Source organism: Burkholderia sp. 10_S31 (assembly GCF_056930375.1).
This window is the reverse complement of sequence record NZ_JBXOWK010000001.1, coordinates 3,227,343-3,244,352: the sequence shown is the minus strand read 5'-3', so window position 1 is coordinate 3,244,352 and position 17,010 is coordinate 3,227,343. Positions and strand designations below refer to the sequence as shown.

At 64.5% G+C, this 17,010-nt stretch carries 9 protein-coding genes and 1 pseudogene; 2 read left to right on the top strand and 8 right to left on the bottom strand.

Going from position 1 to position 17,010, the window contains the following annotated elements:
* The first annotated feature begins 270 nt into the window (after window positions 1–270).
* Window positions 271–1,524 (top strand): hypothetical protein, encoded by a 1,254-nt coding sequence (locus AC1Z3W_RS14550; RefSeq protein ID WP_057929738.1) that lies wholly within the window; start codon window positions 271–273, stop codon window positions 1,522–1,524.
* A gap of 114 nt (window positions 1,525–1,638) precedes the next feature.
* On the opposite strand, the gene AC1Z3W_RS14545 is transcribed toward AC1Z3W_RS14550, so the two are convergent.
* Window positions 1,639–3,018, bottom strand: coding sequence for an MFS transporter (locus AC1Z3W_RS14545; protein WP_483507811.1), 1,380 nt, complete (start codon window positions 3,016–3,018; stop codon window positions 1,639–1,641).
* Window positions 3,019–3,468: 450 nt separating this feature from the next.
* Between AC1Z3W_RS14545 and AC1Z3W_RS14540 the strand changes: the two are divergent.
* Window positions 3,469–3,652: pseudogene (locus AC1Z3W_RS14540) on the top strand (ISL3 family transposase); the annotation flags it as partial.
* A gap of 274 nt (window positions 3,653–3,926) precedes the next feature.
* Here the strand turns inward: AC1Z3W_RS14540 and AC1Z3W_RS14535 are convergent.
* The 7 genes from AC1Z3W_RS14535 to AC1Z3W_RS14505 form a co-directional block, all read right to left on the bottom strand.
* Complete coding sequence (locus AC1Z3W_RS14535) at window positions 3,927–6,386, bottom strand: glycogen/starch/alpha-glucan phosphorylase (RefSeq protein ID WP_057929739.1); 2,460 nt, start codon at window positions 6,384–6,386, stop codon at window positions 3,927–3,929.
* A 79-nt stretch (window positions 6,387–6,465) separates the two neighbouring features.
* Window positions 6,466–7,938 carry a glycogen synthase GlgA gene (gene glgA / locus AC1Z3W_RS14530; protein WP_057929740.1) on the bottom strand — a complete coding sequence of 491 codons (1,473 nt, stop codon included), beginning with the start codon at window positions 7,936–7,938 and terminating at the stop codon, window positions 6,466–6,468.
* Window positions 7,939–7,991: 53 nt separating this feature from the next.
* Window positions 7,992–9,263, bottom strand: coding sequence for a glucose-1-phosphate adenylyltransferase (gene glgC, locus AC1Z3W_RS14525; protein WP_057929741.1), 1,272 nt, complete (start codon window positions 9,261–9,263; stop codon window positions 7,992–7,994).
* 63 nt (window positions 9,264–9,326) lie between these two features.
* Window positions 9,327–10,958: an alpha-D-glucose phosphate-specific phosphoglucomutase gene (locus AC1Z3W_RS14520; protein WP_483507810.1), complete on the bottom strand. Its 1,632-nt coding sequence runs from the start codon at window positions 10,956–10,958 to the stop codon at window positions 9,327–9,329.
* Window positions 10,959–11,033: 75 nt separating this feature from the next.
* Window positions 11,034–13,094 carry a glycogen debranching protein GlgX gene (gene glgX / locus AC1Z3W_RS14515; protein WP_483507809.1) on the bottom strand — a complete coding sequence of 687 codons (2,061 nt, stop codon included), beginning with the start codon at window positions 13,092–13,094 and terminating at the stop codon, window positions 11,034–11,036.
* Window positions 13,095–13,098: 4 nt separating this feature from the next.
* Window positions 13,099–15,267: a 1,4-alpha-glucan branching protein GlgB gene (gene glgB / locus AC1Z3W_RS14510; RefSeq protein ID WP_483507862.1), complete on the bottom strand. Its 2,169-nt coding sequence runs from the start codon at window positions 15,265–15,267 to the stop codon at window positions 13,099–13,101.
* Between the two features lie 113 nt (window positions 15,268–15,380).
* Complete coding sequence (locus AC1Z3W_RS14505) at window positions 15,381–17,006, bottom strand: alpha-glucosidase (protein ID WP_483507808.1); 1,626 nt, start codon at window positions 17,004–17,006, stop codon at window positions 15,381–15,383.
* Between the last annotated feature and the right edge of the window lie 4 nt (window positions 17,007–17,010).

Here is a 17,010-nt window from a genome sequence, read left to right as displayed (position 1 = left end):
GTTGCCGAAAATGCGCAACATGACAGCCTGCCATGCGGCGGCGACGCAGGCGGCAACGAGTTGAAACAAAGCGTGACGAAGCGCAAAACCGCTGTAAAACCGGGGGTTCGGCCCTGCCGATTCCTGCCTGCGCGGGTAGAATGAAAGACCTGACGACTCATTAGCCGCCATCGGACCGAACGCGTTGCACTGCGAACGGCTCCACCGCGAAGGGGCGTCGGCGCTGGGTGTACGCGATTGCCTCCGGCGTGTCGATGGCTCGTGCGGAAGATGCGCCGTTCGCAACGTGCGGCGGCCCGATCGGCCGATGGCTTCGATCGTATGACGTTTTCCGACCAGACGCGGCGGTTGCCCAAGCCGCGTTGCCGTACCCTCGCAGTCGCCCTATCCGTGTGGCTCGCGGCCGCTCTCCCGATCTCCGTTCTTGTCGAGCGGCCAGCGTTTGCCGCGGCCGATGTGCCGTCGTCCGCTGCTACGTCGTCCTCATCAACTGCATCGCCTGCGCGTCCGGCTTCGTCGGCGCATGTGTCGTCCGGGGCTGCGCCGTCATCCGCGGCTTCTGCCGCGCATCATGCATCGTCCGCCAGCGGCGCATCGGCGGCTTCCGCCGCGTCAACCGCGGCGCCGGCATCGGCGGCGTCGCCCGCATCGCCAGCGTCAGCGGCTTCCGGCACGCCGGCGAGCGAAGCCGAGGCTCCCGTGCCGACGCCGCCGCGCCGGCACCCGCCGCTGTCGGCCGACGAAGCGAAGAACGCGACCGCGCGTGCGATCGACATGCGCAAGCGCTTCACGCAGGAAGTCACGCGGCGCCTGAACGTGCCCGCGAACGAACAGCGCGCGTACGGCGACCGCCTGCAGAAGGCCCTCGCCGATGCGGACCTCGGCGACCTGGCCGGCGAGTACGTCGCGATGGTCGACCGCGCGCCGAACGTGCAGGCGCTGTTCATCTACTTTCGCGCGACGCCGGCCAATCCGTGGCTGATGCTCGGCGCGTCGCCGGTCGGCACCGGCTGGCCCGGCAAGTACGATCACTTTCTGACGCCGCTCGGCGTGTTCCATCATTCGCCCGACAACATGGACTTCCGCGCGGAAGGCACGACCAACGACAACGGCATTCGCGGCTACGGCAAGCGCGACATGCGCATCTACGACTTCGGCTGGGTGGACGGCGAGCGTGGCTGGGGCAAGGGCGGCAAGTCGCCGATGCGTTTCCAGATGCACGCGACCGACCCCGATCGCCTCGAGCCGCTGCTCGGCATCCGGCACTCGAAAGGCTGTGTGCGGATTCCGGCTTCGCTGAACACGTTCTTCGACCGCCACGGCATTCTCGACGACGACTACCAGGCACGCGTCGAAGCCGGCAAGTCGCTTTGGGTGCTGCGTCACGATCGCGACATCACGCCGATCGCCGGCCGCTATCTGGTCGTGATCGACAGCGCGCGCAAGACCCGCCCGGCCTGGTCGCCGGCGCCGGGGCGTAGCGCGTGGTCGAAGCTGCCGAAGAGCGGCGACACGGCGGACTGACGGCGGCTGGGCCGCCGGGGCGGGAACGTGGGTCGACGATGCGACGAAGGCCCCTTTTTCGCGGAAAGTTCTCCGCCGCCCCGAATCGAGCGTTGCCGGGAACTTCCGCGGGTGCTAGTGCGAGAACCCGGACGCCGTTTCGCTGAGACTCTTGCCTTTGGTTTCGGGGGCAAGCCATTGCGATACGCCGGCACCGACCGCCGCGATGCCGGCCGCGATCAGGATGGTCACCGAGGGCCCGAGATTGGCCATCGACCAGGGCATCAGGAACGTGCCGAGCCCGGCCCCGATCCGGCTGAAGGCGGCGGCAAAGCCCGTCCCGATCCCGCGGATTTCGGTTGGGAACACCTCGCCAGGATAGATGCAGGTCAGCGTGCCGCACCCGGCGTTGAAGAACGAGAATGCGAGGAACAGGCCTAGCACGACCACCCCAGGCGCATTTGCCCATATGCCGAGAATCGCGAGGATTACGGTGATGATCCACTGGGGCGGTACCGTCAGGACACGGCGCCCCGCCTTGTCGATCAACAGAACCGTGGCCACACTGCCGGCCAATGCAACCGCGGACAGCCCGACCCCGCCGGCGAGCCCCCCGCCGAGGCCGAATTTCTGCAGTACGGTGTCGGCGAACGTGGCGATCGCGAAGTACGGCGTCACGACGCAAAAAAAGAACAGCGAAACGAACAGCGTGACTCGCCAATACTGACGGGAGAACAACATCGCGAAACCTCCTCCCGAGTGAGCAACTTCGTGCTCAACGTCGGCCATGTCGGAGGCGCTTTCCATATATCGACGCGCGACGGAACGGGCCTGCTCGGTACGGCGCTTGCTCCACAGCCAGCGAGGCGATTCAGGCATGCCGATCCGGCCGAGGAACAAGGCTACCGCGATGAACGTACTTGTGCCGAGGATGTTCCGCCATCCGAGGTGGGTATACCGATCCAGCAGATAGCCCACGACGAAGGCGAACATGAAGCCGGCGTACCAGGCGATGAGGGTCAAGCCCATCAGCCGTCCCCGGATTCGGGATGGGGAGAATTCCGACAGCAGTGGCCAACCCACGGAGTATTCCGCACCGATCGCGATACCCATCAGCAGCCGCACCACGAACAGCTGCAGCGGTAACGAGATGAAGAGCTGCGTGGAGCCGACGAAGAACTGCATGAACGACGCGAGCACGAACAAGCCCATGTCGATCAGGAACAATGGTTTGCGGCCGAACTTGTCTCCGGCCCATCCGCCCAACGGCGAGCCGATGAGGATTCCGAACAACGCGCCGGCCGCGATCAGCCCCTCCCAGACCGGCGATATGGCGAGATCGGCGGTCATCTTGCCGGACACCGGGCCGACGATCCCGAGGATATAGCCGTCCAGAAACGTACCGCCGGTTAGAACCATGATCATCCTGATCATGAAGCGTCGTTTGAATGCCGAGGACGTCTCATCCCCAGGCGCTGCGGTGGAAACAGCAACTTCCTTCTCTAACGAAGTCATACGTATCTCCTTTTTTGCGACATGCACAAGCACTCTTTCGAGCGTGACGGTGATATAGCGTTGACTCGGCGTGTGAGCGCCAGTCGTTTTGGGCGCGCAGTAGCGCCGCATCCTGCGGTCGGCGGTCCATGCCGACTGCGCGGCGTCGAGTCTATGGGCGGGATGAGCGTCGAGCTTTCACGCTTGCGTCCGGAAAACAGTCGTAAACGACACCTGGCGCGTACGTTCTATTTCATGTCGGGAGGAGACAAGTGAGCGCCCCATGCCCGGGGCGCCTTTCTTTGTTCCGGGTGCTCTGACTTGCCGGAATCAGTTCGGCTCGTTCTTCGAACGGTTTCGCGACGGCTTTTAAATGGTTCATCGCAGAAGACCGTGGAGGGTTTGAAGGCAATTGCGCAATCTGCCGCCCCGGCTATTGGTTGGCGCGGGTGGAATGGCGGGAAGGGGCGCACAGTCAAATTGAGCGACAGGATGCGCTTGCGCGTACGCGTGGTCGAGCCGGGCTGGTCGACGATCCGCTAGGGACGAGTTTGGGCTGCATAAGGGCCATCGCTACGCCACGGTGGTGGTCGGTCCCATCGGCAGTCAGGTGCCATGGATCGGGCCGAGACGCGCTCGCGAGGCGGCCCGATCCATGGATCAGGCCAATCGGTTGCACCATGACCGGCAGGCCCGGAATTTAGCTTCGTCGTACTAAGCCGATTTTTATCGAATGATCGAATGTCGATCAGACTGACGTAGCGATGCGCCAGCCTCTCGCCGAAGTACCCGGCGGCATTCGAGCCATGCACGACTGCCGCCGGACCAATCAGATGCGGAGATTCATCGGCCGCCCGACTTCGGGCAACGTTGTGCCGCAGGTGCGCGCGGGCTTCATCGTGCCACCGCCGGGAGTCGACAACGCGATCTCAGCAGAGCGGATCGTCCGCGAGGTTTGTATTCCAGATATCGCGTGCATACTCCGCAATGGTCCGGTCGGACGAAAACGCACCCATGTTCGCGACGTTGGCGATGGCCTTCGCCGTCCACGCGCCGGTGTCGCGGTACGCCGAATCGACGTTATCCTGTGCCGCGACATAGCTTTCGTAATCGGCCAGCAACAGGTAATGGTCTCCCCAGTTGACGAGCGCATCGAAGATCGAATGGAAGCGCGTCGGATCGTCGGGCGAGAAATGACCGTCCCGGATCTGTTCCAGCGCGAGCTTCAGTTCGGCATTTCGATCGTAGTAGCCGAGCGGGTGATAACCATGCGCACGGATCGTGTCGATTTCGGTCGCGGTATGGCCGAAGATGAAGATGTTGTTCGCACCGACTTTCTCGCGAATTTCGACATTGGCGCCGTCCAGCGTGCCGATCGTCAGCGCACCGTTCAGTGCGAATTTCATGTTGCCGGTGCCGGACGCCTCCGTGCCGGCGGTGGAGATCTGTTCGGACAGGTCGGCGGCGGGAATGATCAGCTCCGCGAGGCTGACGCTGTAGTTCGGAATGAACACCACTTTCAGGCGATCGCCGATACGGGGATCGTTGTTCACCTTGGCCGCGACAGCGTTGATGACGTGAATGATCTGCTTGGCCATGTGGTATGCGGACGCGGCCTTCCCCGCGAAGATGACGGTGCGCGGTACCCAGTCGGCATCCGGCTCGGCAAGGATCCGGTTGTAGCGGGTGATGACGTGCAGCAGGTTCAGCAACTGGCGTTTGTATTCGTGGATACGCTTGACCTGGACGTCGAACAGCGACGCGGGGTTGATCTCCAGCCCCAGATGCTTGCCGATCCAGTCCGCCAGGCGGCGCTTGTTGTCGAGCTTGGCGGCGCGGAACGCAGTTGCAAACGCGGTGTCGCCGGCGAGATCCTCGATGGCCTTCAACCGGTCGAGCCGGCGCCGCCAGTCGCGCCCGATTCGGCTGTCGATCAGTGCCGACAGCGACGGATTGGCCTGCGACAGCCAGCGCCGCGGCGTGACGCCGTTGGTCTTGTTGTTGAATCGCTCGGGAAACACGCGGGCGAAGTCGGCGAAGATCGACTGCTTCATCAGTTCGGAATGCAGTTGCGACACGCCGTTGACCTTGTGGCTTGCGACGACCGCCAGATAGGCCATGCGTACGCGCCGCTCGCCGTGTTCGTCGACTAGCGACAGGCGGCGCATCAGATCGACATCGGCACCGAATCGCGCCGTGACCTGCGCAAGCATCTCGGCGTTGATTTCGAAGATGATCTTCAGGTGGCGCGGTAGCACGCGGCCGAGCATGTCCACGGGCCAGGTCTCGAGTGCTTCATGCATCAGGGTATGGTTCGTGTACGAGAACACGCGCTGGGTCAGCGCCCATGCGCGGCGCCACGGCACATCGTGCTCGTCGACCAGGATCCGCATCAGCTCCGGAATGGCGAGTACCGGATGCGTGTCGTTGAGATGGATTGCGACGCGCTCGGGCAACTTGTCGAAATCGGTATGGTTCGACAAGTAGCGGCGGACCAGATCCTGCAGGCTCGCCGATACGAAGAAATATTCCTGCCTGAGCCGGAGTTCGAGCCCGGCAGACGTGGAATCGTCGGGATAGAGCACGCGCGATACGTTTTCCGAGTGATTCTTGTTTTCGACTGCGTCGAAGTAATTGCCGCGATTGAAGGCGGCCAGATTGATCTCGTCGCTTGCCCTGGCGGACCAGAGGCGCAGCGTATTGGTCGCTTCGGTCGCGTAGCCGGGCACGATCGTGTCGTAGGCCATTGCCAGCACATCCTTGGTGTCCAGCCAGCGCGTGCGGTCGCCTTCCTGTTCGACGCGGCCGCCGAACCGCACCTGGTATTGAACCTCGGGGCGGGGGAACTCCCAAGGGTTGCCGTCGACCAGCCAGTAGTCGGGGCTTTCGACCTGCTTGCCGTCGATGATCTGCTGCCTGAACATCCCGTAGTCGTAGCGGATCCCGTAGCCGAAGCCCGGCACGCCGAGCGTGGCCATCGAATCCAGGAAGCATGCGGCAAGCCGGCCGAGGCCGCCATTGCCCAGTGCGGCGTCGTGTTCGAAATCGGCGATCCGGCCGAAGTCGACGTCAAGTTCGGCCAGCGCCTGCTTCACATTGGCATGGATGTCGAGGGCGAGCAGCGCATTGGTAAAGCTCCGGCCAATCAGGAATTCCATCGACAGGTAATACACGCGCTTCACGTCCTGCGCGTATTGGGCACGCGTGGTTCGCATCCAGCGTTCGACCAGGCGGTCGCGGACGGCGAGCGCGGTGGCCTGCAGCCAGTCTTGCGGGCGCGCGGTGACAGGGTCCTTGCCGACCGCATAGATCAGCTTGTTGGAGATCGAGTGCTTGAGCGCGGTGACGTCGCTCGACAGCTTGTCGTACTTGAATTCGTTGAGGTTCATGGCGTGCTCATGTGATTGATGCAGCGGGGCCGTGTCACGGGGCGCGGCCGCCTGCGTGCCTGATGCGCGGATCACGCGGTCAAGCGAGGTTCTGATAGATCGACAGGAATTGCGCGGCAGTACGATCCCAGCCGAAGTCTTGCCGCATCGCGGCCTTCTGCACCTGCTTCCAGTCCGCCTTGCGACCGAACAACGCGAACACGCGGCGGATCGCGGCGTCGAGATCCGCCGCGTCGAATCGGTCGAACACGAAGCCGGTCGCCGTTGCGTCCGCGATGTTTTCGAGCGAACAGTCCACCACGGTATCCGCGAGGCCGCCGACCCGCCGGACGAGCGGCAGCGTGCCGTATTTCAGGCCGTAGAGTTGCGTAAGGCCGCAAGGCTCGAAACGCGACGGCACGACGATCACGTCGCTGCCGGCGACGATGCGATGCGACATGGCTTCGTCATAGCCGATCGTGACAGCCACGGAGCCGGGATGCGCCGCAGCCATTTCGCGGAACGCCCGCTCCAATTCGGCGTCGCCGCTGCCGAGCAGCACGAGCTGCCCGCCGCGACGCACCAGTTCGGGCAATGCGGCGAGCATCAGTGGCAGACCTTTCTGTTCGGTCAGGCGGCTCACGATGCCGAACAGCGGCGCGGTCGTCTGGACGGCAAGCCCGACTTCCTGCTGCAGCGCGGCCTTGCACTTGAGTTTGCCGGGCAACGAGGACGACGCGGCCGACCCGGTCGGTGCGTAGGTCGCGGCGATGAGCGGGTCGGTGGCCGGGTTCCAGACCGATTCGTCCACACCATTCAGGATGCCGGATAGATTGCCGGCGCGTTGCAGGAGCAAGCCGTGCAGTCCACAGCCCTGTTCGACCGACTGGATTTCGCTCGCATAGGTCGGGCTGACAGTCGTGATCCGATCGGCGTAGTAAAGGCCGGCTTTCAGGAACGACACCTGGCCGTAGAACTCGAGTCCGTTGACGTCGAAGAATGCGCCCGGCAGGTCCAGCTCGCCGAACGTATGGGCGGGAAATACTCCCTGATACGCGAGGTTGTGCACGGTGAGCACGCTCGTTGCGGCGCGGTGTCCCGTGGCCAGTTCAGCGGCTCGCAGATAGGCCGGTGCGAGGCCGGCATGCCAGTCGTGGCAGTGCACGACGTTCGGGCGCCAGAACGCGTCGAGCCCGTGCGCGACGCGCGCGGCCACCCAGCCGAGCAGCGCGAAGCGGCGGTGATTGTCGCCGTACGGATGCTTGTCGGCGTCGGCATACGGCCCGCCGGGCCGATCGTACAGCCCGGGCGCGTCGACCATATAGATCGCGACGTCGCTGTCGGGCAGCAGGCCGTGATACAGGCGGATTTCGCCGCTCCCGGCCCACGACGGCAGTTCGGCGACGAGCTGGCGGTTCCGGATGCCGTCGCGAAACGCCGGAAAGCCGGGTACCAGCAGGCGCGCATCGCAGCCTGTTGCGGCCTGTGCAGCTGGCAGCGCACCGGTCACGTCGGCGAGGCCGCCGGTTTTCAGCAGTGGGTAGACTTCCGTGCAAACGTGTAACACGCGCATGATGGTTCCTCTTGGATGGGTTTGCCCGGCGCATTGGGTTGCGCGACGACGCATCACAGGTTTTTCAGCATGTTTTTCGTCACCAGCACCACGCCGCCTTCGGTACGGTGAAAGCGTCGGGCGTCGAGTTCGGCGTCTTCGCCGATCACGGTGCCTTCGGGAATCTGGCAGCCGCGATCGATGACGACCTTGCTGAGCCGGCAGTTCGCGCCGATATCGGCGCCGGGGAGGATGACGGCCTGGTCGATCGTGCAGAACGAATGGACACGGACGTTCGAAAACAGCACCGAGTTGGAGACGTGGGAGCCGGACACGATGCACCCGCCCGACACCAGCGTGTTGAAGGCCATGCCCGACTGGCCATCCTGGTCGTGCACGAACTTCGCTGGCGGAAGCTGTTCCTGGTGTGTCCAGATCGGCCAGTCGCTGTCATAGATATTGAGTTCCGGCGTGGTCGACGCGAGATCGAGGTTCGCGGCCCAGAACGCATCCACCGTGCCGACGTCGCGCCAGTAGGGCGCCTCGCGGCTGGCTGCAGGAATGCACGACAGATTGAGCGGATGGGCGACCGCGCTGCCGTCAGCGACGACACGCGGAATGATGTCCTTGCCGAAGTCGTGGCTCGACTCGGTATTCGCCAGGTCTTCCTCGAGGAGCCGGTACAGATACTGTGCATCGAACACATAGATGCCCATGCTCGCGAGCGCCACGTCGGGCTTGCCGGGCATCGCGGGCGGATCGGCGGGCTTTTCCACAAACGCGTCGATCTTGCGCGTTGTGTTGACTGCCATCACACCGAATGCAGTCGCCTCCGCCCGTGGAACCTCGATGCAGCCGACCGTGCAGCCTGCGCCGGATTCGACGTGATCGAGCAGCATCTGCGAGTAGTCCATCTTGTAGATGTGGTCGCCGGCGAGTACCAGCACGTACTCGGGTGCATACGAGCGGATGATGTCGAGATTCTGAAAGACAGCGTCCGCGGTGCCGCGATACCAGTGCTCCTCCCCCACGCGCTGCTGGGCCGGCAGCAGATCGACGAATTCGTTCATCTCGCCGCGCAGGAAGCTCCAGCCACGCTGCAGGTGGCGCAGCAGCGAATGCGACTTGTACTGCGTCACGACGGCGATGCGGCGAAGGCCGGAGTTGACGCAGTTCGACAGCACGAAATCGACGATGCGGAATTTCCCGCCGAAGTAGACGGCGGGTTTCACGCGCTGGTCAGTCAGCTGATGCAGGCGCGAGCCGCGCCCGCCAGCGAGCACGAGTGCGATGGTACGGTTCCCTAACTGCCGGGCGCTGATGGTGCTGTCGATGGTCTCGTTCATTTTAGCTCTCCTAATCCTTGTCTCGGGATAGTTATTGACGGAATGTGCTGTACGACGACGGGTTCAGGTTACGACTGTCGGTGTGCTCCTTCCGGTACGCGTCATGATTTCGGCGACGCCATTGGCGATTTCGATCAGGCCGGCGAGCGCCTGCTGGGTGGGAACGTCGTGGTTCGCGCAATCGGGCTCGAATTTCTCGAGGTAGATTCGCAGGGTGGCGCCGTCGGTTCCGGTTCCGGACAGACGGAATACCACCCGCGAGCCGTCGGTGAACACGAGGCGGATGCCTTGTCGGCGCGAAACCGAGCCGTCTACAGGATCCGTATACGCAAAATCATCGGCCGTCGAGACCGTATAGCTGCCGAGGTTTCGGCCCGGCAAGCCGGGCAGCTTGCCGCGCAGGTTCTCCATCAGATCGCCGGCCGCCTTGCTGTCGAGCGCGTCGTAGTCGTGCCGCGAGTAGAAATTGCGACCGAAGCGCGCCCAGTGTTCGCGCACCAGCGTCTCGACGGACTTTCCCGTGACGGCCAGGATGTTCAGCCAGAACAGCACGGCCCACACACCGTCCTTCTCGCGGATGTGGTCCGAGCCGGTGCCGTAGCTCTCTTCGCCGCATAAGGTCGCCATGCCGGCGTCGAGCAGGTTGCCGAAGAATTTCCAGCCGGTCGGCGTTTCGTAGCAGCGCACGCCCAGTTCGGCCGCGACGCGGTCGACCGCCGTCGAAGTCGGCATCGAGCGTGCGATGCCTTTGAGCCCCTGACGATAGCCGGGAGCGAGCGTCGCATGAGCGGCGAGGATGGCGAGGCTGTCCGACGGCGTGACCGGGAACCCGCGCCCGACGATCATGTTGCGATCGGCATCGCCGTCCGAGGCCGCGCCGAAATCGGGTGCGGCTTCGCCGCTCATGCAAGCGATGAGGTCCGCGGCGTTCACGGGGTTGGGGTCGGGATGAAGGCCGCCGAAATCCTCGCGCGGTTCGCCACAGACCACCGTGCCGGCCGGGGCGCCGAGCCCATCCTCGAGAATCGCCTTCGCATACGGGCCGGCGATTGCGTTCATTGCATCGAAGCGCATCGTGAAGCCGCGTGCGAACAGTGCACGGATCGCGTCGAAATCGAACAGGTCGCGCATCAGTTCGGCATGGTCGGCGACCGGGTCGATGACTTCCACCGACGTGTCTTCCATTTGCGATTCGCCGAGCACATCGAGGTCGATGTCGGGCGCGTCGCTGATCCGGTACGTGCTGATCACCGTCGTCCTCGCGTAGATCGCGTCGGTCACGCCCTCGGGGGCGGGGCCACCGTTGCCGATGTTGTACTTGATGCCGAAATCGCCGTCCGCGCCGCCAGGGTTGTGGCTCGCCGACAGCACAATGCCGCCGTACGCGCGATGCTTGCGTATCGCGGCGCTGATCGCCGGAGTGGAGAACAGGCTGCCACGTCCGACCAGCACCTTGCGGAAGCCGTGCGCAGCGGCCATCTTCACGATGGTCTGGATTGCGATGCGGTTGTGGAATCGACCATCGCCGCCGAGTATCAGGATCTGGCCGCTGCATCCTTCGAGCGAGTCGAAGATCGACTGCACGAAATTCTCGAGATAGCCCGGCTGGCTGAATACGGCTACTCGCTTGCGCAGGCCCGATGTGCCGGGACGCTGGCCGGGAAACGGCTGCGTCGTCAACGTCAGGATTGCCATTCTTTCTCCTCCTTTATGGTTGAAGCGGCTCCGAAGCGCTTTCGGAAGGTCGCATCGGGAAATTGCCGTCCGCTTTCAGTGCACCGGTGCGGTTAGCAGAACCGCGTGCGCCGGCACGGCGACGCACCCGTCGAACGTGCGCGGCGGGGCCGCGGGCTCGGCGCTGTTCAGCAGCGCGCGCCAGGCGCCGGGCGGCAACCTGAACTCGACCGGCTCGGCCGCGGCATTGACGAGCAGCAGGCACGAGTCGCCGTCGTCCGCGCCGGCCAGCCTGATCCCGACGCTGCGGCGCGTGCGGTCGGCCCAGTCGGGCGCGGCCATCGAGGTGCCGTCGGGCTTCAGCCATGCGAGATCCGGTGTGCCATCGACCCGTGGCGCGCCGTCGTACCAAGTCGGGTGACGCAACGCACCGAAGCGCTTTCGCAGTGCGAGCAGCGTGCCGACGTATTCGGCCAGTGCGTGGTCTCCATGCGCCCAGTCGAGCCAGCTGGTCGCGTTATCCTGGCAATAGCCATTGTTGTTGCCGTGCTGCGTGTGACCGATCTCGTCGCCCGCGAGCAGCATCGGCGTGCCTTGGGAAAACACCAGCGTGGCCAGCAGCGCGCGTTTCAGGCGCGCGCGCAGCGTGCGGACGGTTGCGTCGTCGGTCGGCCCTTCCACGCCGCAATTCCAGCTGAAATTGTGCGCATGGCCGTCGCGGTTGCCCTCGCCGTTGGCTTCGTTATGCTTGAGGTCGTAGCTGACCAGATCCTGAAGCGTGAACCCGTCGTGCGCCGTGATGAAGTTCACGCTCGCGCCCGGCACCCGCGTCCCATATCGAAACAGGTCGCTGGAGCCCGCGAAGCGCGTCGCGAATTCGCCGAGCGACGTGTTGCCGCGCAGCCAGAAATCGCGCATCGCATCGCGATAGCAGTCGTTCCATTCGAGCCATTCGTCGGGAAAGTGGCCGAGCTGATAGCCGTCGGGCCCGAGATCCCACGGTTCGGCAATGAGCTTGACGCGCGCGAGCACGGGATCCTGCCGGATCGCGGCGAACAGCGCGGCGTGCGTCGAGAAGTCGCGCGCGCCGCGGCCCAGCAGCGATGCGAGGTCGAACCGGAAGCCGTCGACGTGCATGTCCGTGACCCAGTAGCGCAGCGAATCCATGACGAGTTGAAGCACGCGGGGCTCGGACAGATCGAGGCTATTGCCGCAACCGGTCCAGTTTTCGTAAAGCGCCTGATTGTCGGGCCGGAGCCGGTAGTAAAGCGCGTTGTCGATGCCGCGCAAGCTCAGCGTCGGCCCGTGCTCGTCGGTTTCGGCGGTGTGGTTGTACACGACGTCGAGTACGACCTCGATGCCGCGTGCATGGAGCGCCTTGACCATGTCGCGGAATTCGCTGATTGGCGTGGTGCCGGCACGGCCGGACCAGTAACGCGATTCCGGCGCAAAAAATGCGATGCTCGAATAACCCCAATAGTTGGAAAGCCCGGCATGCTGGAGCCGCGACTCGTCCGCTCGGTGATGCACGGGAAGCAGGCTGACGGTCGTGATGCCGAGCGACTGCAGGTAGTCGAGCGAGGCAGCGCTCGCGACGCCGGCGTAGCTGCCGCGCATGCGCTTGGGTACGTCCGGGTGCAGTTGCGTGAACCCCTTGACGTGCATCTCGTACAGCACCGTTTCGGCGAGCGGTACGCGCGGCGGCGCGTCGCTTCCCCAGCTGTAGGGCTCGTGCACGACCCGGGCCTTGAGTGCGATGGCGCCATTGTCGAGCGGATCGGCCCGACTCGCGTCGGTGGCGCAAGCGCCGAGAAAGGCCGGCTCGCCGCGATAGCGACCGACGACGCTGCGTGCGTACGGATCGAGCAGCACCTTGTCCGGATTGAAACGATGGCCGGCATCCGGCGCATGGGGCCCGGCGACGCGATAGCCATAGACGAGCCCGGGCTCGGCCGTCTCGAGATAGCCGTGCCAGACACCATGCGTGCGACCCGGCATCGCCATGCGCATGTGCTCCCGGCAACCTTCCGGATCGAACAGGCACAGCTCGACCGCCTCGGCATGCGGGGCAACCAGCGCGAAGTTGACCCCGCAGCCGTCCCAGTGCGCGCCAAGCGGGTAGGGCACGCCGGGAGTCAGAATATCGGCGACTTGCATGGCGTCATCCTTGGAGCTTCAGCATGATCGTCGCGAGCGGCGGAACGACGAGGCTGAGCGAGCAGTCCCGTCCATGCGACGGGATCGCCTCGGTATGGCACTCGCCGTTACCGACGCCGCTTCCGCCGTAGCGCGTGGCGTCGCTGTTGACGATCTCGCGATAGCGTCCCGGCTGCGGCACACCGATTCGGTAGGCATGTCTCGGCACGGGCGTGAAGTTGCAGATCACCAGCACGCATTCGCCGTTGGCGGCTTTCCGGACGAACGAGAACACGGAGTTGTCGCGATCGTCGGCGGCAATCCATTCGAATCCGTGCGCGTCGAAATCGACCTCATGCAGCGCCGGCTCGTGCCGCAGCACCGCGTTCAGGTCGCGCACGAATTGCTGCACGCCGCGATGCAACGGGTACTGGAGCAAATGCCAATCGAGGCTCGCGTTCGCGTTCCACTCGGACGACTGCGCGAACTCGCCGCCCATGAACAGCAGCTTGGCGCCAGGATGACCCCACATGAAACCGTAGTACGCGCGCAGGTTCGCGAAGCGCTGCCATTCGTCGCCGGGCATCCTGGACAGGAGCGAGCCCTTGCCGTGCACGACCTCGTCGTGCGACAGCGGCAGCACGAAGTTCTCGCTGAACGCGTACAACAGGCCGAACGTGAGCTGGTCGTGGTGGTGCTTGCGATGCACCGGATCCTCACGCACGTATCGCAGCGTGTCGTTCATCCAGCCCATGTTCCACTTGTAATGGAAGCCGAGGCCACCCATTTCGAGCGGGCGCGAAACGTTCGGAAAGCTGGTCGACTCCTCAGCCATCGTCACGGCCTCGGGGCGCTCGGCACACACGATCCCGTTCATCCTGCGCAGGAATTCGATTGCTTCGAGGTTTTCCCGCCCGCCGAGATGGTTGGGAATCCATTGATCTTGCGGACGGCTGTAGTCGCGATACAGCATCGATGCCACCGCATCGACCCGCAGTCCGTCCACGCCGAAGCGTTCGATCCAGAACAGCGCGTTGCCGATGAGATAGTTCGCGACTTCGCGGCGGCCGTAGTTGTAGATCAGCGTGTGCCAGTCATGGTGATAGCCTTCGCGCGGATCCGCGTGCTCATACAGGCACGTGCCGTCGAATCGGGCGAGGCCGTGCGAATCGGTCGGAAAATGGCCCGGTACCCAGTCCAGGAGCACACCAATGCCATGTGCGTGTGCCGTGTCGACGAGATGCCGGAAATCGTCGGGCGTGCCGAAGCGCGAGGTAGGCGCATAGAGGCCGGTCGGTTGATAGCCCCACGAACCGTCGAACGGATGCTCGTTTACCGGCATCAGTTCGATGTGGGTGAAGCCCATCTCCTTCACGTACGGAATCAACTGATTGGCCAGCTCCCGATAGCCGAGCCAGCGATCCTGCTGTTCAGGCACACGGCGCCACGAGCCGAGATGGACTTCGTAGATGCTCATCGGCGCGGCCAGCGCATTGGCACGCTCCCGTGCGGGATCGCCCGGGCGGGCAGGCGGCAGGCCATGGATGACCGATGCAGTGCCGGGACGCATCTCGGCGCGAAACGCGAACGGGTCGGACTTGAGCAGCATCTCACCGTCGCGGGTCCTGATTTCGAATTTGTACAGGTCGCCGACGGCCACATGCGGCACGAAGATTTCCCATACGCCGCATTCGCGGCGCAGCCGCATCATGTGGCGACGGCCATCCCAGTTGTTGAAATTGCCGACCACCGACACGCGGCGCGCGTTCGGCGCCCAGACGGCGAAGCGCACGCCGGCCACGTCGTCGATTTCGACCGGATGCGCGCCGAGCGTTTCGTACGGCCGATGGTGGGTGCCTTCTGCCAGCAGCCACGCGTCCAGCTCGCCGACCAGCGGCGGAAAGCGGTAGCTGTCCTCGAGATCCTGCTCGTGCGGGCCCCAGTCGACGCGAAGCCGATACGCGAACGGCCGCCGCCGGCGCGGCACCACGCCGGCGAACAGCGCCGTGCCGTCGACACGCTCGAGTCTCGCCAGATTGCGATCGCTTGCGCGGTCGACAACGCTGACCGCGACCGCGTCCGGCAGGAAGGCGCGCACGGTCACCCGACCGTTGACCAGATGCATCCCGAGCAACGCGAACGGATCGTCATGGTCGCCTGCGATCAGCCTCGCGATAGTTTCCCTTTCCAGCATTCCATCCCCCATGTGTTCCTGCATGACTTCCTTCGTCCGGGCGCCTTCCGTTGCGCAGGCAACGGTGGTGTCTTTGAGTGCGGTGAGCGGCCGCCGCCGGCCGGATGCATGGCTCATGGCATGCGTGCGCCGATCCATCCGGCGTGCGGCATCAGTTCCAGGCAATTGCCGGTCAGTTCGGCACCTGACAGGCCGTGCCCCGCGACGGTTTCGGCGCGTGTTCCGTCCGGCAACGTCCAGCTTTGGCGCGTCGTGCCGAGATTGAAGGCAAGCAGGTAGCGGTCGTCGCCGAGCGTACGCTCGAACACAAGAAGCGGTTCCGGCGTCGCGATGAAGCGGATATCGCCGTCGCGCAGTGCCGGATGCCGCTTTCGCCACGCCAGGAATTCGCGAAAGAACGTCAGGACCGATGCCACGTCACGGTCCTGACGGTCCACCGCGGCGGCCAGGTGTTCCGGCGGCAGCGGCAGCCACGGCTCGACCGGCGAGAAGCCCCCGAACGGCGCGCCGGCCTGCCACGGCATCGGCGTGCGGCAGCCGTCGCGCCCCTTGTATTCCGGCCAGAACGTGATGCCGTAAGGGTCTTGCAGGCGTTCGAACGGGATGTCGGCTTCCGTCAGTGCGAGCTCTTCGCCCTGGTAGACGCAGACGCTGCCGCGCAGCGTCGTCAGCATCGCAAGCACGATCCTGGCGAGTTGAGGCGACGCGTCGCCGTTGCCCCAGCGGGTCATGACACGCGGCACATCGTGATTGCCGGCCGACCAGCAGGCCCAGCCGAGGCCGCCGTGACTGGAGAGCTTGGTCTCCATGCGCTCGACCGTGTCCCGCACGTGTGTGGCGGTGAATTCCGGCGTCAGCAGGTTGAAGCTGTAGGCCATGTGCAGCTTGTCGCCGCCAGCCGTGTAGTGCGCCATGGTCGTGAGCGCGTCATCGTCGCCGACTTCACCGACGCTCGCGGCGCCGTATTCGTCCAGCAGGCTGCGCAGCCGCTTGAGGAACGCGAGATTTTCCGGCTGCGTCTTGTCGTAGCGATGTTGCTGCATCCCATAGGGATTTTCCGGCGGCACGATGAACGTGCCTTGCGCGGCCGCCGGCGGGTTGTCTCGCAGTTGCCGGTCGTGGAAATGGAAGTTGCACGCGTCGAAGCGAAAACCGTCGACACCACGTTCGAGCCAGAAGCGGACGTTGTCGAGGATCTGGTTCTGGACCGCGGCACAGTGGAAATCGAGATCCGGCTGGCTCGCGAGAAAGTTGTGCAGGTAGTACTGCCGGCGGCGCGGCTCCCACTGCCACGCCGAGCCGCCGAACACGGATTGCCAGTTGTTCGGCGGTGTGCCGTCCGGGCGCGGATCGGCCCACACATACCAGTCGGCATGTGGGTTGTCGCGGCTACTGCGGCTCGCGACGAACCACGGGTGCTGATCCGACGAGTGGCTCAGCACCTGGTCGATCATGACCTTCAGGCCGAGCGCATGCGCTTTCCCGATCAGACGGTCGAAATCGTCGAGGGTGCCGAAGATCGGATCGACATCGCAGTAGTCCGACACGTCATAGCCGAAATCCTTCATCGGTGAGCGGAAGAACGGCGAAATCCAGATCGCATCCACGCCGAGCGAGTGGATATAGTCGAGCTTGCCGACCAGGCCCGGCAAATCGCCCAGGCCATCGCCGTTGCTGTCGGCAAAGCTACGCGGATACACCTGATAGATGACCCCGCCGCGCCACCATTGATTGGACATATGC

Coding starts and splice junctions, on each gene's coding strand:
- glgA (WP_057929740.1), bottom strand. CDS start 7,938: ATGCGCGTGTTACACGTTTGCACGGAAGTCTACCCACTGCTGAAAACC.
- AC1Z3W_RS14545 (WP_483507811.1), bottom strand. CDS start 3,018: ATGACTTCGTTAGAGAAGGAAGTTGCTGTTTCCACCGCAGCGCCTGGG.
- AC1Z3W_RS14535 (WP_057929739.1), bottom strand. CDS start 6,386: ATGAACCTCAACGAATTCAAGTACGACAAGCTGTCGAGCGACGTCACC.
- AC1Z3W_RS14550 (WP_057929738.1), top strand. CDS start 271: ATGCGCCGTTCGCAACGTGCGGCGGCCCGATCGGCCGATGGCTTCGAT.
- glgX (WP_483507809.1), bottom strand. CDS start 13,094: ATGCAAGTCGCCGATATTCTGACTCCCGGCGTGCCCTACCCGCTTGGC.
- glgB (WP_483507862.1), bottom strand. CDS start 15,267: ATGCTGGAAAGGGAAACTATCGCGAGGCTGATCGCAGGCGACCATGAC.
- AC1Z3W_RS14520 (WP_483507810.1), bottom strand. CDS start 10,958: ATGGCAATCCTGACGTTGACGACGCAGCCGTTTCCCGGCCAGCGTCCC.
- AC1Z3W_RS14505 (WP_483507808.1), bottom strand. CDS start 17,006: ATGTCCAATCAATGGTGGCGCGGCGGGGTCATCTATCAGGTGTATCCG.
- glgC (WP_057929741.1), bottom strand. CDS start 9,263: ATGAACGAGACCATCGACAGCACCATCAGCGCCCGGCAGTTAGGGAAC.